The organism is Methylobacterium ajmalii (assembly GCF_036448855.1).
GTDB classification, from domain to species: domain Bacteria; phylum Pseudomonadota; class Alphaproteobacteria; order Rhizobiales; family Beijerinckiaceae; genus Methylobacterium; species Methylobacterium ajmalii.
The window spans coordinates 1-22695 of record NZ_JAZFXT010000045.1 but is presented as its reverse complement, the minus strand read 5'-3'; the positions used below and the strand labels follow the sequence as shown (position 1 = coordinate 22695).

Here is a 22695-nt window from a genome sequence, read left to right as displayed (position 1 = left end):
GGAACGAGGCGATGGAGGACGACGACGTGATCCTGCGGCCGTGCCGGGAGGACGACGTGCCCGCGGTGACGGCGATCTACGCCCACGCGGTCGCGACCGGCCGGGCCTCGTTCGAGATCGACCCGCCCGACGAGGCCGAGATGGCCCGGCGCCGGGCGGCGCTCGTCGGAGGCGGCTACCCCTACCTCGTCGCCGAGCGGGCGGGCGCGGTCGTCGCCTACGCGTATGCGGGGCCCTACCGGCCCCGGCCGGCCTATCGCGGCACGCTCGAGAGCTCGGTCTACGTCCGGCCGGACCAGGCCGGGCGCGGCCTCGGCCGGCGCCTGATGGCGCGCCTGATCGCCGAGGCCGAGGGGGCCGGCTTTCGCCAGATGGTGGCGGTGATCGGGGATTCGCACAACGCCGCCTCGATCGGCCTGCACGCCGCCCTCGGCTTCCGGCATGTCGGGGTGCTGACCTCGGTCGGCTGGAAGCACGGCACTTGGCTCGACACCGTGCTGATGCAGCGCGCCCTCGGCCCCGGCGACGGGACGCCGCCCGAGGCCTGACCCCGACGCCTGACCGCTGGGCCGTTTGGTTACCGGCGCTTAACCCTGTCCGTTGTAGGGCTCTTAACCATGATGGTCCGCCGGCTCCGGCGGATCCCGGCGGAGCGGAGCGGCAGGCCCGTGGCGGACGAGCGGCGAACACCCGGACGGGCCGGTCCCGGCCTCCCGGCCCGGGCGCGGGCCGCCGCCCTCTCGGCCACGCTCGGCGCGGCGGCCACGCTCGGCGTGGCATCCGCGCTGCTCGCGGCGGCCGGGCCCGCCGCGGCCCAGGGCGCCGCCTCGCCGGCGACCGACCCCGCGCTCGCCGGCCCGCTTCCGGGCGGGCAGGATCCCGCCACCTTCGCGTTGCGGACCGGCCCGGCCCCGCAGGGGCTGTCACGGACCCCCGCGCGCCCGGGCGCGTCCCGGTTCGGGGCCCGGCCGCGCACGCCGCCGCAGCGGCGCAGCCGCCCGCCCACCACGGCGATCACCCGCCAGGCGACCCAGCAGGGCGTCGCCGACGACCTGCGCCTGCGCCCCACCGTGCAGGTGCCGGTCTCGGGCCTGCCCGACCTCGCCACCGCGGCGCCGCTCCTGCGCCGCCGCACGATCGATCCCCTCGATCCCTACGGCCCGCTCGGCATCCGGCTCGGCGGGCTGACCCTGTTCCCGGCGCTGCAGCAGAGCGTCGGCTACGATTCCAACCCCGACCGCTCGATCTACCGCCGCGGCTCGATGGCCCTGCTCACCCAGGGCGAGCTGCGCGTCGCGAGCGACTGGTCGTCCCACGAGCTCACCGGCGCGATGCGCTTCGGCTACTTCCTGTACCCGGACAACCGCAACGCCAACCGGCCGGACGGCGACGGCGCGATGCGCCTGCGCCTCGACGTCGCCCGCGACACCAAGGTCGACGTCGAGGGCCGCTACGCCATCTCGACCCAGCGCGCCGGCAGCCCCGACCTCGCCGTCCAGGTTCGCGACCGGCCCCTCGTCGCGACCTACGGCGGCACCGTCGGGGTGACGCAGAACTTCAACCGGCTGCAGGTCACGGTGGCGGGCCTCGTCGACCGCCAGACCTACGAGAACGCCCAGCTCACCGACGGCACGCTGCTGCGCCAGGACGACCGCAACGCCAACCAGTACGGCCTGCGCCTGCGCACCGGCTACGAGATCCGCCCCGGCTTCACCCCCTTCGTCGACACCCTGGTCGATACCCGGATCCACGACTTCGCCGTCGACCAGTTCGGCCTGCGCCGCGACTCGGACGGCGTGACGGTGCGGGCCGGCTCCAGCTTCGAGGTCAGCCGGCTCCTCACCGGCGAGGTCTCGGGCGGCTACCTGTCGCGCCACTACGCCGACAGCCGCCTGCGCGACGTCTCCGGCCCGGTGATCGACGGCACGATGACCTGGGCGGCCACCGCCCTCACCTCGCTGCGGCTCGGCGCCTCGACCGGGGTGATCGAGACCATCGTACCGGGGGCGAGCGGCATCCTCACCCGCACCGCCGTCGCCGAGATCACCCACGACCTGCGCCGCAACCTGCGCCTGACCCTCACCGGCACGCTGATCAACAACGACTACCAGGGCACCAGCATCCGCGAGCAGGGCTACAGTGCCGGCGTCAAGCTCGATTACCGCCTCAACCGCTGGCTCGGCATCCGGGCGAGCTACGCCCGCGAGCTGCTGAAGAGCACGGCGGTGGGGTCGAGCTACCACTCGGACACGTATCTGGTGGGGGTGCGGGTCAACCCCTGATCACGCCATGGTTAGTGCCGCAGCATACCGATGCGGCACTAACGCGTTATCGCGAATTGATTGTTACATATATTTCTTATTTGAAAAGATCAAAAAATGCGACGTTTGCGGTTTGTAGCAAATCTGAATGTGTTTTTATTTTATGGTATATTTTTACTAATGACAATTATTTCTTGAATTCCAAATATTGCAGCGCCTTCTCCAGAAGAGGCTTTTATACAGGGTAAAAGCCTTTTGATTTTTCTCGGTTCACGATCTTGTAGCGCTTGATCAACAGCAGAGCGCAGCGTGGAGTGCTCGTATCTGTCATAGCCCAGACGTATAGCATTATCCTTGTTAAAGGTCTTGCCAGATTTCGGCACAACCCCTTCCGGGACCCACATAAGAACTGTCTTTTTGGATGACATTTTTCCGCTCTTTTTGCCAAACCATGTGAAGATATTTTTTAACGTAAAAATGATCAAAATGACCAATGGTTCCGTAGGGCATATGCATAGAGGTTTCGTTCAACTGAAATGCCTGCCCTGCGACACGCGCGCCGCGCAACCCGGACCCCCCTCCCCCGGTTTCATCCGATCGACGCATTGGTTGTCGAGGGAGGGTGGATCCACGCGATGACGACGGCGTTCCGGCCCGAGCGGATCTTCCTGGTCACCAGCCTGGTGCTGACCGCGGCCGCGGCGATCGCACTCTACCTCCTCCAAGCGACGACGCTGACCATCGCGGTGGCGCCCCGGGACGGGACAGAGCCGGCCCTGATCCGCGCCTACGCGGAGGCGCTGAAGACCGCCCAGAAAGGCGTGCGCCTCAAGATCCTGCCCTTCGACGACGTGCGCGAGAGCGCGAAGGCGCTGGAGCAGGGTAAGGCCGACCTCGCGGTGGTGCGGCCCGACGTCGACCTGCCGGCGAACGGCCTGACGCTGGCGATCCTGCGCGACCAGGCGATGCTGATCGCCTCGCCGGCGCCGTCCGGCATCACGAGCTTCCCGGGCCTCGCCCGCAAGCGCCTCGGCATCGTTGCCCACCGCGACGCCGACCTGTGGCTGCTCAAGAACCTGATGAGCTATTACGGCCTCGCCCTGCAGGAGGGCGGCACCGGCCCGATTCCGGCCGGGCAGGTGCGGCTGGTGCCGCTGGCGGAGGAGGACCTCCCTGGGGCTTTCGCCGCCAAGCGCATCGACGCGGTGGTGGCGGTGATCGCACCGGCCGCCCCGATGGCCTTGCGCCTCGTCGGCACCGTCCAGGCGGCGAGCCGGACCCGCAAGGTCGATTTCGTTGGCGTCGAGGATGGGCCTGCGATCATCGAGCGGCTGCCCCGGCTCCAGGCGGTCACCGTGCCGGCCGGGCTGTTCGGCGGCAGCCCGAAGGTGCCCGAGGAGGAGGTGAAGACCGTCGGCGCGTCCTACCGGCTGATGGCCAAGGCCTCGATGAGCCGCACCGTGGCGGCGGACGTCACCCAGCACCTGTTCGAGCTGCGCTCGCGCCTCTCCGACGCGACGCCGGCGGCCGACTACGTCGCGGCGCCCGCCTACGAGACCACCGCCGAGGCGACGAGCGCGCGGCTGCCGATCCATCCCGGCGCCATCGACTATTTCGAGCGCGAGCAGCAGGGCTTCATCGAGCGCTACGGCGACTGGGTCTACCTGCTGGCGGTCCTCGGCGGCGGCTTCGGCTCGGCGCTCGCCTGGCTGCGCCAGCGCCTGCGGCGCCTGCGGCGCGAGCGCATCGACGTGGTGATGGACCGCCTGCTCGAGATCCTGGCCGAGGCCAGAGGGGCCGACGCCGCCGGCCTCGACACCCTCACGGGCGAGGTCGACGCGCTCGCCGCCGACGTGGTGCGCTACACCCGCGAGCGCGAGACCGACACCCGCACCATGGCGGCGGTGATGATCGCGATCGAGACCGCCCGCTCGACCATCGCCGATTGCCGCCGGATGACCGGGAACGCGACGGGGGACGCCGCGGAGCCACGCCGTCAGGCCTTCCGGCTCAGCGCTGCCGAGTAGGCCGCCCGCCTGAGGGGGCGGTCCGATCATCATGGGCGGATTCTCGGGGCCCGCCCCACGCGACGTCCGGGTTCGTCCCGGCCGGCAACGGCCGGATCGGCGGCACGTCCCTGCCCTACCGCGGAATCGGCGCGATCGACCGGAACGCCCATGACCGAGGCGAGCGGGCCGAGGCCGAGCCGGCACCCTGCGGTCGACGAGTGCGGACGAACCGAGCCACACCACGGGCCGGCCCTTCCCTCCAGAAGGCTTGACGCGCTAAAACATTAGTGCACCAATGGTTGGAAAGCACGCAGCGATTCACTCACGATCGCGGGCCGCCAGAGCCCGGTGCGAACCAGCGGGGGGAACATGACGATCACACGCCGCAGCGCGGTCGTGGGGCTCGCGGCCGGAGCGGGGATCGCCCTCGGCGGGCGTGCCCGGGCCGGCCTCGCCCTGCCGACGTCGCCCGTCGTCGTCACGGTGGTGGACGTCGCCGGCAACCTGGCGCTCACCCAGAAGGCGATCGAAGCCTATCGCCGGGCGCGGCCGGGCGTCGTCTCGCGCTTCGCCTTCACCAAGGCGCCGGCACCCGAACTGCCCTCGAAGCTCAAGGCGCAGCAGGCCGCCGGCCGGGTCGACATCGACCTCGTGCTCACCGGCACCGACGGCATCGCCGCCGGCATCGAGCAGAAGCTGTGGGTCGACCTGAAACCCCATGCCGGCCAGCTGCCGAAACCCGCCGAGGTCTACCAGCCCGCCGCGCTGCGGCTGAACGGCCTGGCGCAGGACCAGGGCCTGTGCGTCGCCTGGTACCCGTCGGGCCCGCTGATCGAGTACATGCCCGACCGGGTGAAGACGGTACCGACGAGCGCCGAAGAGCTCCTGGCCTGGGCACGCCAGAACAAGGGCAAGTTCATGTATGCCCGCCCGGCCAATTCCGGCCCGGGCCGCACCTGGATCATGGGCCTGCCCTACATCCTCGGCGACAAGGATCCCAAGGACCCGGACAAGGGCTGGGACAAGACCTGGGACTACCTCAAGGCGATCGGCGAGACGGTCGATTACTATCCGGGCGGCACCTCGCAGACGATGAAGGAACTCGGCGAGGGCAGCCGCGACATCATCGTCTCGACAACCGGCTGGGATATCAATCCCCGGGTGCTCGGCATCGTGCCGGCGGAGGCCAAGGTCGGCACGCTCAAGGACTTCCGATGGGTGGCCGACGCCCACTACATGGCGGTGCCGAAGGGCGTGCCGGAGGAGAAGCTCGCGGTCGTCCTCGACCTGATGGCGTTCGTGCTCCAGCCGGCCCAGCAGGCCTATACCTACGACGAGGGCTACTTCTATCCGGGTCCCGCCGTGAAGGGCGTCACCCTCGACATGGCCCCGCCGGAGAGCCGCGCGGCGCTGAAGGAGTTCGGCCGGCCGGAATACGACAAGATGATCGCCGACCACCCGATCGAGATGCCGCTCGACGCCGACAAGCTGGTGGTGGCCTTCCGCCGCTGGGACGAGCAGGTCGGCTCCGGCAAGAAGCGCTGACGACGCGATCGGTGCCCGGAAAGAGGCGGTAAAATCGAGGACCTGGCGCGACACCCGATCGTCACGCGATCGGGTGTCGCTCTGGCGGCAGAAGAGGACACCGATGGCACGCCATCACGAGACGCCGCAGGACCTGCGGCTGACCGGCCTGAACCGCCGGTTCGGCGCGATGACCGCCCTCGACGGGCTCGACCTGACGATCAGGGGCGGCGAGTTCGTCGCGCTGCTCGGGCCTTCGGGCTGCGGCAAGTCGACGGCGCTCAACTGCATCGCCGGGCTCCTGCCGCTCACCGGCGGGTCGATCCATCTCGGCGAGCGCCGCATCGACCGGCTGAAGCCGGAGGAGCGCGGCTTCGGCATGGTCTTCCAGAGCTACGCGCTCTTCCCGCACATGACCGTCGCGAGGAACGTCGGCTTCGGCCTCGCCATGCGGGGCATCAAGGGCGAGGCCGCGGCGCGCCGGGTCGACGACGCCCTCGCGATGGTGCGGCTGCAATCGCAGGCCGCCAAGCTCCCGGGCCAGATGTCCGGCGGCCAGCAGCAGCGGGTCGCCATCGCCCGGGCGATCGTGATCGAGCCGCCGGTGGTGCTGATGGACGAGCCGCTGTCGAACCTCGACGCCAAGCTGCGCCTGGAGATGCGGGCCGAGATCCGCCGCATCCACGACTCCATCGGGTCGACCACGATCTACGTCACCCACGACCAGGACGAGGCCCTGTCGATGGCCGACCGGATCGTGGTGATGCGCGACGGACGCATCCGCCAGGTCGGCACGCCCGAAGACCTCTACGAGCGGCCGGCCCACCCGGACGTCGCCGACTTCATGGGCTTTCGCAACCGCCTGCGCGGCCGGGCGGTCGCGGTGGACGGCGTGCGGGCCGAGGTCGAGGTCTGCGGCACCCGTCTGGCCGGCATCCTGCGGGAGACGCTGGACCCGGGCGCCCCGGCGGTCGCGGCGATCCGCCCCGAGGACCTGACGCCGGCCGCCGAGGGGGTGCCGGTCCGGGTCGCCAGCGTCGAGTATCGCGGCCGGGCCTTCTTCGGCACCGCCGTGGCCCAGGACGGGACCGAGCTGTTTTTCCGCTCCGACCGCGCCGTGGCGCAGGACGAGCCCTTGCGCCTCGCCGCCGCCTCGCCCCGGGTCCTGGTCTTCCCCGGCGAGGCCGCGTGAGCGCGACCTCGCTCCCCACGGCCGCGTCGGCGACGCCCGGGGAGGAGACGCCGCCGCTCGCGGTGCGGCTCGCCGCCCGCGGCCTCGACGGTACCACGCTGCTGGTGCTGCCGGCGCTCCTCGCGATTATTGGCCTGTTCGTCTATCCCTTCGCCTACGGGCTCGTTCTGTCGCTCCAGCCGAAGGCCGGGGCCTGGTGGGCGAACTACGCCCGCTTCTTCTCCGATCCGTTCCTGTACGACACCATCGCGGCGACGCTGCGCCTCGCGCTGCCGGTGACGGTGCTCAACCTCGTGCTGGCGGTGCCGATCGCCCTGCGGGTGCGGCTGATGCGCCACCAGCGCCTGCTCACCACGATCCTGGTCCTGCCGATCACGCTGGGCACCGTGCTGGTGGCGGAGGGCCTGCTCAACTTCCTCGGCCCGCAGGGCTGGTTCAACCGCTCGCTGGTCTGGCTCGGGGTGATCGGCGGCCCGCTCAAGCTCACCAACAACTACTGGGGCGTCTTCGCGTCTCTGCTCATCACCGGTTTCCCGTTCGCGTTCCTGCTGACGCTCTCGTCGGTCACCGGCATCGATCCGGCGCTGGAGCAGGCCGCGGCGACCCACGGCGCCAACGCCTGGCAGCGTTTCAAGGCGGTGATCCTGCCGCTGATCCTGCCGGGCCTCGCGGTGACCTTCTGCCTGTCCTTCGTCCAGGCCTTCTCGGTGTTTCCGTCCGCGGTGCTGCTCGGGGCGCCGGCCGGCGCCACGCGGGTGATCTCGATCGCCGCCTACCAGGCGGCGTTCGAGGAGTACGACTACTCGCTGGCCTCGGCGATCGCGATGATCATGGGGGCGGTCCAGCTCGCCATCGTGGCGGCGGTGCTGTGGGGGCGCAGCCTGCTCTATACCGGCCCGGTCGGAGGCACCAAAGGATGATCGAGCGATGATCCGCGACACCGGTCCCGGCTCGCGCCTGTGGCGGATGGCGGTCTGGGCCGTCACGCTGCTGTTCTGCCTCAACCTCCTGGCGATGATCGCCACGGTGGTGCTCAACTCCTTCGCCACGCGCTGGCTCGGCACCTGGTTGCCGCTCGCCTTCACCACCCGCTGGTACGCCTCGGCCTGGGACGAGTTCCAGCTCGGCGACGTGCTGGTGGTGACCCTTCAGGTGGTGTTCCTGGTGGTCCTGCTCTCCGGGCTCCTCGGGGTCACGGCGGCCTACGCGCTGGCGCGGCGCGACTTTCCGGGCAGGCGGCTGGTGATGCTGGTCTTCCTGCTGCCGCTGCTCGTCCCGCCGATCACCTACGGCATCCCGCTCGCCACCGTGCTCTACCGGGCGGGGCTGGCCGGCACGCTGTGGGGCGTGGTGCTGGCCAACCTCGTGCCGAGCATCCCCTTCGTGGTGCTGGTGATGATCCCGTTCATCGAGCAGATCGACCCGCGCATCGAGGCGGCCGCCCGGGTCTTCGGCGCCGGCACGGGCCAGCTCTTCCTGCGGGTGCTGCTGCCGCTGCTGATCCCCGGCATCCTGGCCGCCCTGCTGCTGGTGCTGGTGCGCACCATCGCGATGTTCGAGCTGACCTTCCTGGTCGCCGGGCCGACGAGCCAGACCCTGGTGGTTGCGCTCTACTACGCGGTCTTCGCCGCCGGCGTGCGGGCCGGGCAGTCGATCGACGCGATGGCGGTGGTCTACATGGCGCTGACGCTCGTCTGGCTGATCGTGGCGCTACGCTTCGTCAACCCGACGCAGATCGTGGCGCGGGCGAAGCGCCAGGAGGCGTGAACGAGGGGGCGGCCTGCCTCCTCACCGCCGAAACCGCCACACCCCCGTCCGCTTGATCTCGGCATCCTCCAGCGCCCGGGTCACCGGCACTTCGTAGGTCGCCAGATTCTCCAGCCGGTCCTTCGGCAGGTAGGCCCGGCCGGGGTCGCCGAGCAGCACCCGGGCGCCGCGGGCGTGCAGCGTCGCGAGCCAGTCGCCGACCCGCAGCGCGAGGTCGCGCTCATAGAAGATGTCGGCGGCGAGCACGCAGTCCCAGCCGTCGTCGCGGCCGATCAGGTCGTCGGCCTGCACGGAGACGCGCTCGGCGACGCCGTTCTCGGCGGCGTTGAGGACGATCGCCGCGTGCGCGAAGGGATCGAGGTCGCTCGCCTCGACCGACGCCGCCCCCGCCAGGGCGGCCGCGATGGCGACGAGGCCCGAGCCCGAGGCGAAGTCGAGCACACGGGCGCCCGCGACGGTCCGAGGGTTCTCCAGCACGTAGGCGGCGAGCGCCTGGCCGCCGGCCCAGGCGAAGGCCCAGAACGGCGGCGGCAGGCCGATCTCGCCCAGTTCCTCCTCGGTGCGGCCCCACAAGTCCGTCGCCTCGTCGGCGACGTGGAGGCGGATCGCCGGGGCGTGCGGCACCGGGCGGAGCGCCGTGTGGGCGCGGATGAAGGCTTCGGGCTCCATCAGGCGAGGTCCGCGTAGAGCGCGAGCACGGCCCGCGTCACCGCCGCCTCGGTGAAGCCGCCCTCGACGATGCGGGCGCGGGCGGCGGCCCCCATCCGGGCGACGAGGGCCGGATCAGCGGAAAGCCGCACCATCGCGGCGGCGAGCGCCTGGGGATCGTCCGGCGGTACGACCAGGCCTTCGATCCCGTCCCGCACCAGGGTGCGGCAGCCCGGTACGTCGGTGGTCAGGATCGCCCGGCCGCTCGCCGCGGCTTCGAGCAACGCCCGCGGCAAGCCTTCGCCGCCGCGCGAGGGCAGGCAGGCGACGTGGGCCTGCGCCAGGGCTCCGGCGACGTCGTCGGTCGGACCGTGCCAGGTCACCCTGTCCCGCGACCAGTCGCGCAGGGTCGCCTCGGGAATCGCGCGGCGGTTCGACGGGTCGGGGGCGCCGTGGAGCGAGAGTTCGAGGTCGGCGCCCTGGCTCCGGGCGAGACGTGCGGCCTCGACGGCGGTGTCGATGCCCTTCGACCACAGCATCCGGGCAATCAGCGCGATCCGGAGCGGCGTGTGGGGCGGCAGGGGCCCCGGCGTCCACGCCTCCGGGTCGACGCCGGCGCCGCCCACGATCGTCACGCGGGGATCGTCGGGGCGAAGGCCGAGCAGCCGGGCGTCGTCCGGGTTCTCGAACAGGTAGCGGGTGCGGGCGGTTTCGAGCGGGCCGCGGATCAGGAGGCGCAGGCCGGTGCGGGCGAGGCGTCCGGCACGGTCCCGGCGCGCGCCGATCAGCCCGAGGCCGGTCAGCGCGTAGACCCGGGACGGGATGCCGGCAAGCACCGCCGCCGCGCCGCCGACCAGGATGCCGCGCAGCGCGATGCAATGGACGATGTCGGCCTTGAGCGCCTTCAGGATCGCCGCGAGCTGGCCGGCGGCGTAGCCCGCCGCCATCGGGTTGAGGCTCGATCGCTCGGCCTCGAGCTCCACCACCCGGGCCCCGGTCGCCGCGATCGCGTCCCGGTGGGCCCGGACGCGGGTGACGACCGAGACCGGATGGCCGGCCGCCACCGCGGCGCGGGCCATCGGCAGGAAATGCGAGGCGAAGAACCAGTCCTCGGTCACCACGAAGGCGATGTGCGCCCGCTTCTTCTCCCCGCCGTCGTCCTGTGGCTGCACCCGGTCTCTCCCGCTGTCGCTTCCCCCCTCCCTACAGGGCGGCGCGGCGCGGGGGAATGGCTGCGCCGCGCCGGAACCGGCGCGGGCGGGCGCCGGTTGAGACCGACAAGGAACGAATCGAAGGTCGGAACGCCCATGCTGTCGGATCCCGAGATGGCGGCGAGCGCCGCCGAGGATCGCGTCGACACCCGCGAGGCCGCCCGCGAAGCGGGCCTGCGCTACGTCGGCGACGAGGAGCCGGGCTACCGCCGCAAGCGCAGCGGCCGCGGCTTCACCTACGTCGACGCCAAGGGCGCCCGGGTGCGCGACGAGGCGACGCTCGACCGGATCAGGGCGCTGGCGATCCCACCGGCCTATACCGACGTCTGGATCTGCCGCCACGCCAACGGCCACATCCAGGCGACCGGGCGCGACGCCCGTGGCCGCAAGCAGTACCGCTACCATCCCGAGTTCCGTGAGGCCCGGGAGAGTACCAAGTTCACCCACATGATGAGCTTCGCCGAAGTGCTGCCGGGCCTGCGCGCCACCGTCCAGGCGCATATGGGCCGGCGCGGGCTCCCGCGCGAGAAGGTGCTGGCGACGGTGGTGCACCTCCTCGAGACCACCCTGATCCGGGTCGGCAACGACGATTACGCCAAGCAGAACAAGAGCTTCGGCCTCACGACCCTGCGCGACCCGCACGTTACGGTCGAGGGCAGGGCGCTGACCTTCCGGTTCAAGGGCAAGAGCAACAAGGTCTGGGACGTGTCGATCCACGACCGTCGGGTGGCGAAGATCGTCAAGGCCTGCCAGGACCTGCCCGGCCAGGAGCTGTTTCAGTACCTCGACGAGGACGGTGTTCAGCGCGACGTGACCTCGGCCGACGTGAACGCCTACCTGCGCGAGATCACCGGTCGCGACATCACCGCGAAGGATTTCCGGACCTGGTCCGGCACGGTGCTGGCCGCCATGGCCTTGCGCGAATTCGAGGCCTTCGACAGCGAGGCGATGGCCAAGCGCAACGTGCGCGCCGCGATCGAACGGGTGGCCGAGCGGCTCGGCAACACGCCGACCGTCTGCCGCAAGTGCTACGTCCACCCGGAGGTCCTCGGCTGCTACCTCGAAGGCGAGCTGCTGCTCCAGGTCAAGGACGAGGTCCAGGCGGCGCTGCGCGACGACATCGCCACCCTGCGCCCGGAGGAGACGGCGGTGCTCGCCCTGCTCCAGGGCCGCCTCGCCCGGGTCGAGGAGGCGGCGAGGTCCGGCACGCGGGCGAAGGCCGCGAAGAAGCGCTCGGTCGGCGGCAAGGCGAGCAGCGGCAAGGCGAGCGGCGACACGTCCGGCAGTGCCCGGAGCGTCGCGTCCCGCGGCGGTCGGTCGTCGGCCCGCAAGGCGGCCTGATCGCGCCGGCGGGCCGTCCAGACCCGGTCCCGCGCGTTGGCGATCCGTTCCGGATCGCCCGGTCCCGCGCCGCCCCTCAGTGAGGGACGGCGCGGTGCGCCTCGTGGGCGATGCGCCGCAGGGGACGGGCCTCGCTGTCGAGGACCGGCGCCAGCCCGATCTGGCGGGCGAGCTGCACCAGGTCCTTCAGGCGCCCGGTCTTGGTCTTGCGCCGCAGGTTGAGCCTGTGGGTCTCGACGGTGCGGACGCTGACGGTGAGGCGGCGCGCCACCTCCTTGTTGCTGAAGCCGGCGCTGAGGAAGCGCAGCACCTCGGCCTCCCGGGGGGTGAGGCCCAGGCTCTCGGCCGCCATCGTCTCCGGGGCCGGCGCCTCGGCGTCGCCCTCGTGCAGCGGCAGGCCGCGGGCAAGCGCCAGGATCGCCGCGCAGATCTCGCGGGCGGGCGCGCAGCGGGCCACGAAGGCGTCGGCGCCGGAGGCCGCGAAGCGGCCGATCTCCGCCGCGTCGGCGGCCTGGAACGCCACCAGGATGCGGGCCTGCGGCGCCCGCTCGCGCAGGGCGGCCACCGCGGCCGGGCCGACCTCCGGCGCGAAGGCCAGGACGACGCAGGCCGCGCCCGGCTCCGCCAGCTCCTCCTCGCCGATGGTCCGCAGCGCGGGGTCGTGCTCCAGCGTCGCCCGGAAGGCGGCGCCGAGATCCGACGGCTCGTTGATCATCAGAACCTTGACGGCGTCACTCATGCCGCTTGCCTCCGTTCCAGCGCGATACAGGCGCGGTGTCCATGCCGGAGACTGTTCAAGCGGCGTTCCATTCCGGCCGGGCCGGGCGGCGTGCCGCCTCCCGGCGAGCGACGGAGCGGCGCTCCCGAGGGGAAGAATGCCTAGGTAGACCGACTCCGCGGCAGGATGTCGCGAATCGCCGCGCGCGGGGCGGGGCCAGGTCGCGTGGCGGGCGCGAGCGCGGCGCCTCAGTTTGGAACGTCGGCCTCGGTACTTTCCCGCATTGGGATCGAGCGAGACGCTGGGACCGGACCGAGAATGGCCGGCGGCCCCCGGCCGTCACACTGCCTTCTTGGGGAACGCGCCAGCGGGCGACGCGCGATACGGCGGGAACGGATCGCGCGGCGCGAAGCCCGCTCGACTGTAGAGGCTCGGGGCCTCGACGGTGCGGTCGCCGCGTTCGAGCACGACGACCCGAGAGCACCGGCCCCCACACGACGGGGGCATCGGCGGCCGGTGCCGTGGGCTCAGGCGTACATCGCCTTGAGGTTCAAGGTGCTCTCGCGCCCGACCGCGTCGTAGTTCTCCGCCAGCCAGGCCTTGGCCGCGTCCCGTCCGGCGTCGCGCAGATGCAGGAAGAACGGCCACTGCGCCCGCAGCCGCGAGGAAGCCGAGGCGTCGTCGAGGGCCGAGCCGCTGCCGTCGATGCGGTGGAGCAGCACCTGCTTGTAGGCATTGGAGCGCCCGAGCACGCCGTCCTCGATCAGATCGTCGACGAAGTCGATCGCCCGCAATTCCCGCAGGAGGTTGGCGTTGAAGCTGATCTCGTTGAGGCGGTCGCGGATCTCGGCCGGGCTGCGCGGGGTCTCGCGGCGCTCGACCGGGTTGATCTGGACCAGCAGGATGTCGGACGAGCGGGCGCCGTGATAGAGCGGATAGAGGGGCGGGTTGCCGAGATAGCCGCCATCCCAGTGCGGCACGCCGTCGATCTCCACCGCCTGAAAGACCGTCGGCAGGCAGGCCGAGGCCATCAGGTGGTCGATCGTCAGGTCCGGCCGCTCGAACACCGCCATCTTGCCGGTCCACACGTTGGTGGCCGAGATGAACAGGTCGGCCGGCCCGTCGCGGCGGACCGCCTCGAAATCGACCGTGTCGGCGAGCGCCCGCTTCAGCGGATTGATGTTGAGCGGGTTCGTCATGTACGGGCTGGCGACGGCGTTCCAGAACGCCCCGACCGGGGTCTTCTTCCAGAAGCTCATCACCCCGTCGATGACGGTCTGCTGGGCGTGCGACAGGTCGGCGTCGAGGCTGATCTCGCGCCAGAACATCTCCAGGCGCTCGCGCGCTCCGTCGGGGCCGCCGCGCAGCCACCCATCGACCATCACGACGGCGTTCATCGCGCCGGCGCTCGCGCCGGTCATCGCCTCGAAGGCGAGGCGCCCGTCCTCGATCAGGGCGTCGAGCACGCCCCAGGTGAAGGCGCCGTGGGCGCCGCCGCCCTGGAGCGCCAGGGCGATCGGCTTCTCGGCCCGCGGGCCGACGAGGCCACGGCCGAGAGGTCCGGTGGCGGCGTGCGAGCCGGCTTCGGGAGCGGCGGGCGGGACGGGACCGCGGTCACCCGCGCTCCGATCCGGTTCCGGGAACGAGGCTGAATACGTCATGACCGGGGATGTGGTGTGTCGCACTGCGAAAGCCAAATGGTGCGCTGCAAAGTCGCGCAAGGGAACCCGACGAGGAACGCAACGTGCGACGGTCCGGCGCCCGCCGGGGCGTCACGCGCTTGACGCGCCCGTCCGGCATCCTCAGCTAAAGGCAAGGCGGTGGAGCGGGGCGATGCACTGCCGGGAGCCGGCTCACCGTGCCGGGTCCCCGCGCAGGAACGGCTCCCCGCGAAGGAAATCGCAAGGATGTCGCGGCATTCCGCCGGGGACCGGCGTAGCCCGTTGATCGCGCCGGGATTTCATGCGGGCAAGGCGATTTCCACCGCGCCCGGAAATGCTCTAGACGGAGGGCAAACCGCGGCTCTCGCGACCGCGCCCGACCGTCTCATCACGATTCTCCTGCGAACGACCCCCTGAAGGTATCCGATGCAAGCCATGGAAGCCCTCGCCCCGGCGGAGACCGCCGCCCCCGAGATCGCGGGCCCGAGCCCCCGCCACCGCACCGTCGGCGTCCGGATCGGCGAGGGCGAGGGCGCGGTGGTGATGGGCGGCGGCGCCCCGATCGTCGTGCAGTCGATGACCAACACCGACACCGCCGACATCGACGCCACGGTGGCCCAGGTCGCCGCGCTGGCGCGGGCCGGCTCCGAGGTCGTGCGCATCACCGTCGACCGCGACGAGGCGGCGTCGGCCGTGCCGAAGATCCGTGAGCGTCTGGACCGCATCGGCGTCCACGTCCCGCTCGTCGGCGACTTCCACTATATCGGCCACAAGCTCCTGACCGACCATCCGGCCTGCGCCGAGGCGCTCGCAAAGTACCGCATCAACCCGGGCAACGTCGGCTTCAAGGAGAAGAAGGACCTGCAGTTCGGCACCATCGTCGAGCAGGCGGCCCGCTACGGCAAGGCGGTGCGGATCGGCGCCAACTGGGGCTCCCTCGACGAGGCGCTCCTCACCCACATGATGGACGAGAACGCCAACTCGGCGAAGCCGCGCGACGCCCGCGCGGTGATGCGCGAGGCGATGGTGCAATCCGCCCTCCTCTCCGCCGACCGGGCGGTGGAGATCGGCCTGCCCAAGGAGCGCATCGTGCTCTCGGCCAAGGTCTCGGCGGTGCAGGACCTGATCGCGGTCTACCGCGAGGTGGCGCGCCGCTCCGACTACGCCATCCACCTCGGCCTGACCGAGGCCGGCATGGGCACCAAGGGCATCGTGGCGGCCTCCGCGGCGATCGGCGTGCTTCTCCAGGAGGGCATCGGCGACACGATCCGCTACTCGCTCACCCCGGAGCCCGGCGGCGACCGCACCGTCGAGGTGAAAGTGGCCCAGGAGCTGCTCCAGACGATGGGCTTCCGCACCTTCGTGCCGCTGGTCGCCGCCTGCCCGGGCTGCGGCCGCACCACCTCGACGGTGTTCCAGGAACTCGCCCGCGACATCCAGAACTGGATCACCACCTCGATGCCCGAGTGGCGCAAGACCTATCCGGGGGTCGAGGGGCTCAACGTCGCCGTGATGGGCTGCATCGTCAACGGCCCGGGCGAGTCGAAGCACGCCGATATCGGCATCTCGCTGCCCGGCACCGGCGAGACCCCGACCGCCCCGGTCTTCATCGACGGCAAGAAGGCGATGACCCTGCGCGGCCCGACGCTGGCCAAGGACTTCGAGGGCATCGTCGTCGACTACATCGAGCGCCGCTTCGGCAAGGGGACCGGAGAAGGCCTGGGCAACCGCAGCGCCGCCGAGTGAGGCGAGGCGCGGTCCTCCACGGCCGACGAGGTGACGCCGGTTAACGGTGGGGCAGCAGGCGGTCCGCCTTGCGCCCCACCGGCTCCGTGCTACAATCTTGCCACATTCCGACCCGGCGGACGCGCCGGGCCGCCAAGGATTTGAGCCCGCCACCCGGCCCATCAGCGCGCTTGGCGGCCATCCCGACCGCCCGCGGGCGCATCCCCGATCAGACATGACCCAGTCAGCCGCACCCACGGACGGTTCCGCCGCGCCGACCGACACCCTCACCCCGCCGAGTGGCGGCCCGCCGACCAAGGCCGGCACCGTCGACGAGGCCGAGGGCCACGGCCACGCCAAGGCGAGCTTCTGGACGCTCTTCCTCGGCTCCGTCGGCGTCGTCTACGGCGACATCGGCACCAGCCCGCTCTACGCCTTCCGCGAGGCGCTGGCCCCCGGCCGGGCCGACGGCGTGCTCACCGGCGAGGAGGTGCTCGGCACCGTCTCGCTGCTGCTCTGGGCGCTGGTGCTGATCGTCACCATCAAGTACGTCCTGCTGCTCCTGCAGATGGACAACAAGGGCGAGGGCGGGATCCTCTCGCTGATGGCGCTCGCCCGCAAGGCGCTGGGCGGCTCGCACATCGTGTTCATGCTGGGTCTGTTCGGCGCCGCCCTGTTCTACGGCGATGCGATCATCACCCCGGCGATCTCGGTGCTGTCGGCGGTGGAGGGCCTGAAGCTCGTCACGCCGGCCCTCGACCACTACGTCCTGCCGATCACCATCGCGATCATCCTGCCGCTGTTCCTGGTCCAGAGCCGGGGCACCGCCCGGATGGCGACGTTCTTCGGCCCGATCATGCTGGTGTGGTTCTCGGTGCTGATGCTCGCGGCCCTGCCGCACATCGCCCGCACGCCGCAGGTCCTGTGGGCGCTCAACCCCTGGCACGCCGTGCACTACCTCCTCGGCCACGGCACCGGCGCGCTCGTGGCGCTCGGCGCGGTGTTCCTGGCGGTGACCGGCGCCGAGGCGCTGTTCGCCGATCTCGGCCATTTCGGGCGCCGGCCGATCCAGACCGCCTGGATCGTCCTCGTCGGGCCGGCGCTCGCCATCAACTATCTCGGCCAGGCCGCCCTGGTGCTGTCGAACCCCGACACGACCGACCCGTTCTACCAGCTCGTCCCCGAATGGGGCCTGCTGCCGATGGTGCTGCTCGCCACCGCCGCCACCGTCATCGCCAGCCAGGCGGTGATCACCGGCGCCTTCTCGCTCTCGCGCCAGGCGGTGCAGCTGGGGCTCCTGCCGCGGCTCGAGATCCGCCACACCTCCGAATCGCATTCGGGCCAGATCTACCTGCCGCAGATCAACATGCTGCTGATGATCGGCGTGGTGATCCTGGTGGTACTGTTCCGCTCGTCCTCGGCGCTCGCCTCGGCCTACGGCATCGCCGTGACCGGCACGATGCTGATCACCGCCGGCCTCGCCTTCCTGGTGCTGTGGCGGGTGTGGAAATGGTCGCCGCTCGCCGCCGGCGCCGCGATGGTGCCGTTCATCGCCGTCGAGCTCCTGTTCCTGGTCTCGAACCTGCTCAAGGTGTTCGAGGGTGGCTACATGCCCCTGCTGCTCGCCGGCTGCCTGGTGCTGCTGATGTGGACCTGGGTGCGCGGCGTCACCATCCTGTTCAACAAGACCCGGAAGACCGACGTGCCGCTGACCGAGCTCGTCGCCATGCTGGAGAAGAGCCCGCCGCACCACGTCCGCGGCACCGCCGTCTTCCTCACCTCCGATCCCGACACCGCGCCCGCCGCGCTCCTTCACAACCTGAAGCACAACAAGGTGCTGCACGAGAAGAACGTCGTGCTCACGGTGAAGACCATCGACCTGCCGCGCATCGCCGATACCGACCGGGTCCGGATCGAGCCGATGGGGCCGCATTTCTGGAAGGTCGTGATGAAGTTCGGCTACATGGAATCGCCGAACATCCCGAAGGGCCTGGCGCTCCTGCGCAAGCAGGGCTTCAAGTTCGACATCATGGCGACGTCGTTCTTCCTGTCGCGGCGCTCGATCCGCCCGGCGGCGCAGTCCGGCATGCCGCTGTGGCAGGACCGGGTGTTCATCACGCTCGCCCGCAACGCCAACGACGCGACGGACTTCTTCCAGATCCCGACCGGCCGCGTGGTCGAGGTCGGGACCCAGGTGACGGTGTAGCCCGCCGATGGGAGCGCTCGACGGCAGGCGGATCCTCCTCGTCATCGGCGGCGGTATCGCGGCCTACAAGTCGCTGGACCTGATCCGGCGCTTGCGCGAGCGCGGCGCCTCGGTGCGCTGCGTCCTCACCAAGGGCGCGCAGGAATTCGTGACCCCGCTCGCCGCGGCGGCGCTCGCCGGCCAGCGCGCCCATACCGACCTGTTCGACCGCGCGGACGAGGCCGATATCGGCCACATCAAGCTCGCCCGCGACGCCGACGCGGTGGTGGTGGCGCCCGCCACCGCCAACACGCTGGCCCGCATGGCCGGCGGGCACGCACCGGACCTCGCCTCGACGGTGCTGCTCGCCACCACCCTGCCGATCCTGATCGCGCCGGCGATGAACGTGCGGATGTGGCTGCACCCGGCGACGCAGCGCAACCTCGCCCTCCTGACGGGCGACGGCGTCGCGGTGGTGGGACCCAACGTCGGACGGATGGCCGAGGCCGAGACCGGTCCGGGCCGGATGGCCGAGCCGGACGAGATCGCCGACGCGGTGGAAGTTCTGCTCGCAGGGCCGCAGGAAGCGAAGCCGCTGTCGGGCCGCCACCTTCTCGTCACCTCCGGGCCGACCCATGAGCCGATCGACCCGGTGCGCTACCTCGCCAACCGCTCGTCGGGCAAGCAGGGCCACGCCATCGCGACCGCCGCCGCGGCGGCCGGTGCCCGGGTGACCCTGGTCTCGGGCCCCGTCACCCTTCCCGATCCGCCGGGCGTCACCGTGGTCAGGGTCGAGACCGCCAGCGAGATGCTGGCGGCCGTGGAGGCGGCGCTGCCGGCCGACATCGCGGTCTTCGCCGCCGCCGTCGCCGACTGGCGCCCGGCCGCCTTCGGCGAGGAGAAGATCAAGAAGGGACCGGAGGGCCCCCCTCCCCTCGCGCTCACCGAGAATCCCGACATCCTGGCGACGGTGGCGCAGCGGCGCGAGGGACGCCCGCCCTTCGTGGTGGGATTTGCCGCCGAGACCACCGACGTGATCGCCCATGCCCGGGCCAAGATCGCCCGCAAGGGTTGCGACCTCATCGTCGCCAACGACGTCTCGGCCGCCACCGGCGTGATGGGGGGCGACCGCAACAGCGTCCACCTGATCGGCCGCGACGGCTCGCTCGAGACCTGGCCGGTTCTGCCGAAGGACGAGGTGGCGCGCCGCCTCGTGGCGCGCCTGGCCGAACTGGCTCCCTCCCCCTGAGGCAAGATACCTCCGGTTATCTCCGTTGGCGCGCGCTGATCGGGCATTACCTCTCTCCTCCTTGCTTGGAGGTCCGCCGTGCCAACCATCCTCGTCGTCACGCTAATCTGCGCCGCCTCCGTGGCACAGCAGGATTGCAACCGCGAGACCGCGCAGGACGTGATCACCCACCCGGCCCATTCGCCGCAGGAATGCATGCTGCTCGGCCCCGCCATCGCCGCCGGCTCCGGGCGGGGAACGGAAACCGGGACTTATGTGAAGACCTTGTGCGAGCGGCGGCGCTAGATGTTTGATCCCAGGGTTTGATGGTGCACTCTTCACGTGCGAGTGGAAGGATGCGCTATGGGCCAGGTTCATCACGGCAGCGCCACAACGACTGCGGGCAATCCGTCGGGCGATCCAGCATAGTCAAGACAACTTGAGGCAGCTCGCGACGCGCAATGGCATCAATCCCAAGACCGTCGCCAAATGGAAGAAGCAGAGCTCGACCGCAGACTGCAAGACGGGACCGAGCGAACCGAAATCCACGGTGCTGTCGAGCGAGGACGAGGCGGTCATCGTGGCGTTCCGACGCCACACTCTCCTTCCGCTGGATGATTGCCTCTACGCTCTCCAGGCAACAATCCCGCATCTGACGCGCTCGTCCTTACATCGTTGTTTGCAGCGCCATGGCATCTCACGGTTGCCAGACACGAGCGATGAGCAGCCGAAGCGCTCCAAGTTCAAACGCTATCCGATCGGCTATTTCCACATCGATGTAGCCAAAGTCAGAACACAGGAAGGCAAAATCTACAGGGCAGTCGGGTGAATGCGGGAGGTGACAAGGGCCGGAAGCTCTGAATCGGTCGTCTGCCACGACGTGGTTTGGGAGGCAGGCGATGGACGAGACGAGCGAGGCGGTAGCGGCCGCGTTCGAGGCCACGGTGCTCCTCGATTATTTTGCGGACCTGCCCGATCCGCGCCAGCCTGGCAAAGTCGCCTATCACCTGGACGAGGTTCTGCTGCTGGCGTTGCTCACGATCCTGGCAGGGGCTGAGGGGTTCACCGACATCGCCCGCTTCGGCCACAAGAAGATCGACCTTCTACGCCGCTTCCTCCCCTTCCAGCACGGCACGCCGAGCCACGATCATCTCGGGGACATCTTCCCAGCGCTCGATCCCGTCGCATTTCGACGCTGCTTTGCGGCGTGGGCGGCAACGCTGACGCAAACGCCGCTCGACGTGATCGCCATCGACGGTAAGACCTCGCGGCGCTCGGGGCGGGCCGGTGCGCGGGATGCCCTTCACGTCGTCTCCGCCTTCGCCGCACGCCAGCGGCTGGTGCTGGCCCAGACCAAGGTGAGCGGGAAGTCCAACGAGATTGCGGCGATCCCGGCCCTGCTCGACCTGCTGTCGATCGAGGGCGCGATCGTCACCATTGATGCGGTGGGTTGCCAGCGTGCCATCGCCCGCAATATCCTCGACAAGAAGGCCGACCATGTCCTGGCGCTCAAGGGCAACCAGGGCACGCTGCAAGAGGACGTCACGCTCTTCATCGAGGAACAGAGAGCCCGGGACTTTGCCGATTGCACCATCAGCATGCACGAGACCGTCGAGGGCGATCATGGACGGATCGAGACCCGGCGCGTGACAGTCATCCATCAGGTCGCCTGGCTCCAGAAGCGCCACGCTTGGCAGGGATTGAGGAGCCTGCTCGTCGTCGGCAGCACCCGGGAACTGGCGATCCGGACCGAGCGTGAGACGCGCTGCTATCTGACATCCTCGCCTTTCGTGGCCGATTGCATCGGGCCCGCCACCCGGCAGCACCGGGCGATCGAGAACAGCCTGCATTGGATCCTGGATGTGACCTTCCACGAGGATCAGTCCAGGATCCGAACCGCCCATGCGCCGGAGAACATTCTGGCAGTCCGGCATATCGCGGTGAACGTCGCAGCGCCCAATAAGGGCAAGGATTCCATGCGCTCGCACTCAAACCGGCCGGATGGTACGACGACTACCTCGTCAGGATCGTCGCTCCATGACCCTTCACCCGATTCCCCTGGCAAAATCTATCTTTTCGTGGCCATTGACCAAACGTCCAAGTCCGCGTTCGTCGAGTTGCATGAGCAAGCGTCACGCCGCATTGCGGGAGACTTTCTCAAAGCTCTTGCCACCGCTGTTCCCTACAAAATCCAGATTGCGCTCACCGACAATGGTGCACACTTCAACGATCCGAACGGCGATGGCTGGACGCCCGAAGACATCAAAGCCACGCGGGCTGAGAAGGTGCCGTTTCGCTGCCATGCTTTCGAGGGATCTTGCGCTGATCTCGACATCGAGCACCGCTTGACCAAGCCCCGTCATCCCTGGACGAACGGGCAGGTCGAGCGGATGAACCGGACGATCAAAGAAGCGACCGTGAAACGCTTTCATTACGACAGCTGCGATCAACTTCGACAGCACCTCGCCGGCTTTGTCGCAGCATATAACTTCGCACGTCGCCTCAAGACCTTACGCGGCCTCACCCCCTACGAGGCCATCTGCAAAGTAGGGACAGACGACCCGTCCAGGTTCACGAATGACCCGCACCACCAAACTCCGGGACTGCACATCCTAGAGAGTGTTTGAACTGATTGGTTGGCGCGGCGTTGAGGGTGATGCCGACCGATCGCCCTGCCTATCCGTCCGACGTGTCCGATGAAGAGTGGGCGCTGGTGGCGCCCGACCTTGCGCTTCTGCGGGAGGACTCGGCCCAGCGCGACCACGATCTGCGCGAGGTGTTCAACGGGCTGCGCTACATCGTGAAGACGGGTGCGCCGTGGCGGTTCATGCCGCACGACCTGCCGCCGTGGGCGGCGGTCTACCAGCAGACGCAGCGCTGGCTTTCCGCCGACAGCTTCACCGATGTGGGCCGGCGACCTGCGGGCAGTGCTGCGGATGGCGGCGGAGCGGGAGCCGGAGCCCTCGGCGGTGATCCTCGACAGCCGGACGCTGCGCTCCTCCCCCGAGAGCGGCGAGCGGGCGGGCTACGACGGCGCCAAGCGCAAGCGGGGTTCGAAGGTGCATTTGGCGGTGGACACGCCGGGCCACGTCGTGGCGCTGATCAGCCCCCACGGGGTGGCCCGAGTGGAATGTTAGTGAACCGTGGGCCTTTCCACCACGGGTAGCTTGGCCGGCGGAGCCGGTCGGGCGAGCGCAGCCGGCCAAGCGGTTAAAGCTGGCACGA

General features: G+C 70.1%; 16 protein-coding genes and 4 pseudogenes. 16 read left to right on the top strand and 4 right to left on the bottom strand.

The window, feature by feature from the left end:
• The first annotated feature begins 11 nt into the window (after window positions 1–11).
• The 7 genes from V3T34_RS18905 to V3T34_RS18875 all read left to right on the top strand — a co-directional run bounded on the left by V3T34_RS18905 (window position 12) and on the right by V3T34_RS18875 (window position 8753).
• Window positions 12–548: a GNAT family N-acetyltransferase gene (locus tag V3T34_RS18905; protein ID WP_305077258.1), complete on the top strand. Its 537-nt coding sequence runs from the start codon at window positions 12–14 to the stop codon at window positions 546–548.
• 120 nt (window positions 549–668) lie between these two features.
• Window positions 669–2282 carry an outer membrane beta-barrel protein gene (locus tag V3T34_RS18900; RefSeq protein WP_331369263.1) on the top strand — a complete coding sequence of 538 codons (1614 nt, stop codon included), beginning with the start codon at window positions 669–671 and terminating at the stop codon, window positions 2280–2282.
• Between the two features lie 614 nt (window positions 2283–2896).
• The gene (locus V3T34_RS18895) at window positions 2897–4288 is read left to right on the top strand and encodes a TAXI family TRAP transporter solute-binding subunit (RefSeq protein ID WP_305077259.1); all 1392 of its coding nucleotides are present in this window, start codon (window positions 2897–2899) and stop codon (window positions 4286–4288) included.
• 351 nt (window positions 4289–4639) lie between these two features.
• The gene (locus V3T34_RS18890) at window positions 4640–5815 is read left to right on the top strand and encodes an extracellular solute-binding protein (protein ID WP_305077260.1); all 1176 of its coding nucleotides are present in this window, start codon (window positions 4640–4642) and stop codon (window positions 5813–5815) included.
• Between the two features lie 103 nt (window positions 5816–5918).
• Window positions 5919–6986, top strand: coding sequence for an ABC transporter ATP-binding protein (locus V3T34_RS18885; protein WP_305077261.1), 1068 nt, complete (start codon window positions 5919–5921; stop codon window positions 6984–6986).
• The gene (locus tag V3T34_RS18880) at window positions 6983–7906 is read left to right on the top strand and encodes an ABC transporter permease (RefSeq protein WP_175539898.1); all 924 of its coding nucleotides are present in this window, start codon (window positions 6983–6985) and stop codon (window positions 7904–7906) included. The genes V3T34_RS18885 and V3T34_RS18880 overlap by 4 nt, the downstream gene beginning before the upstream one ends.
• A 7-nt stretch (window positions 7907–7913) precedes the next feature.
• On the top strand, window positions 7914–8753 hold the full coding sequence (locus tag V3T34_RS18875) for an ABC transporter permease (RefSeq protein ID WP_305077262.1): 840 nt from the start codon (window positions 7914–7916) through the stop codon (window positions 8751–8753).
• 21 nt (window positions 8754–8774) lie between these two features.
• Here V3T34_RS18875 and V3T34_RS18870 read toward each other — a convergent pair whose 3' ends face one another.
• Entirely contained in the window at window positions 8775–9422 is a 648-nt protein-coding gene (locus V3T34_RS18870) for a class I SAM-dependent methyltransferase (protein ID WP_305077263.1), read from the bottom strand.
• Window positions 9422–10573, bottom strand: a complete 1152-nt coding sequence (locus V3T34_RS18865) for a glycosyltransferase family 4 protein (protein WP_305077264.1) — start codon at window positions 10571–10573, stop codon at window positions 9422–9424. The genes V3T34_RS18870 and V3T34_RS18865 overlap by 1 nt, the downstream gene beginning before the upstream one ends.
• A gap of 135 nt (window positions 10574–10708) precedes the next feature.
• Between V3T34_RS18865 and V3T34_RS18860 the strand changes: the two genes are divergently transcribed.
• Window positions 10709–11953, top strand: a complete 1245-nt coding sequence (locus V3T34_RS18860) for a DNA topoisomerase IB (RefSeq protein WP_305077265.1) — start codon at window positions 10709–10711, stop codon at window positions 11951–11953.
• Between the two features lie 76 nt (window positions 11954–12029).
• Here the strand turns inward: V3T34_RS18860 and V3T34_RS18855 are convergent, their stop codons facing one another.
• Window positions 12030–12692: a LuxR C-terminal-related transcriptional regulator gene (locus V3T34_RS18855; protein ID WP_305077266.1), complete on the bottom strand. Its 663-nt coding sequence runs from the start codon at window positions 12690–12692 to the stop codon at window positions 12030–12032.
• Between the two features lie 506 nt (window positions 12693–13198).
• Window positions 13199–14332 (bottom strand): patatin-like phospholipase family protein, encoded by a 1134-nt coding sequence (locus V3T34_RS18850; protein ID WP_305077267.1) that lies wholly within the window; start codon window positions 14330–14332, stop codon window positions 13199–13201.
• 426 nt (window positions 14333–14758) lie between these two features.
• On the opposite strand from V3T34_RS18850, the gene ispG reads away from it, so the two are divergent.
• From ispG to V3T34_RS18810, 8 genes and pseudogenes are all read left to right on the top strand, one after another.
• Window positions 14759–16078, top strand: coding sequence for a flavodoxin-dependent (E)-4-hydroxy-3-methylbut-2-enyl-diphosphate synthase (ispG, locus tag V3T34_RS18845; RefSeq protein ID WP_060848108.1), 1320 nt, complete (start codon window positions 14759–14761; stop codon window positions 16076–16078).
• A 214-nt stretch (window positions 16079–16292) separates the two neighbouring features.
• Complete coding sequence (locus V3T34_RS18840) at window positions 16293–18263, top strand: potassium transporter Kup (protein WP_305077269.1); 1971 nt, start codon at window positions 16293–16295, stop codon at window positions 18261–18263.
• Window positions 18264–18270: 7 nt separating this feature from the next.
• The gene (gene coaBC, locus V3T34_RS18835) at window positions 18271–19491 is read left to right on the top strand and encodes a bifunctional phosphopantothenoylcysteine decarboxylase/phosphopantothenate--cysteine ligase CoaBC (protein ID WP_305077270.1); all 1221 of its coding nucleotides are present in this window, start codon (window positions 18271–18273) and stop codon (window positions 19489–19491) included.
• Window positions 19492–19569: 78 nt separating this feature from the next.
• The gene (locus V3T34_RS18830) at window positions 19570–19776 is read left to right on the top strand and encodes a hypothetical protein (RefSeq protein WP_305077271.1); all 207 of its coding nucleotides are present in this window, start codon (window positions 19570–19572) and stop codon (window positions 19774–19776) included.
• A 57-nt stretch (window positions 19777–19833) separates the two neighbouring features.
• Window positions 19834–20284 (top strand): annotated as a pseudogene (locus V3T34_RS18825) (transposase family protein); the annotation flags it as partial.
• Between the two features lie 85 nt (window positions 20285–20369).
• Window positions 20370–21359, top strand: a pseudogene (locus V3T34_RS18820) (ISAs1 family transposase); the annotation flags it as partial.
• Window positions 21360–21530: 171 nt separating this feature from the next.
• Window positions 21531–22097: pseudogene (locus V3T34_RS18815) on the top strand (integrase core domain-containing protein); the annotation flags it as partial.
• Between the two features lie 29 nt (window positions 22098–22126).
• A pseudogene (locus V3T34_RS18810) lies at window positions 22127–22571 on the top strand (transposase); the annotation flags it as partial.
• Window positions 22572–22695 lie beyond the last annotated feature (124 nt).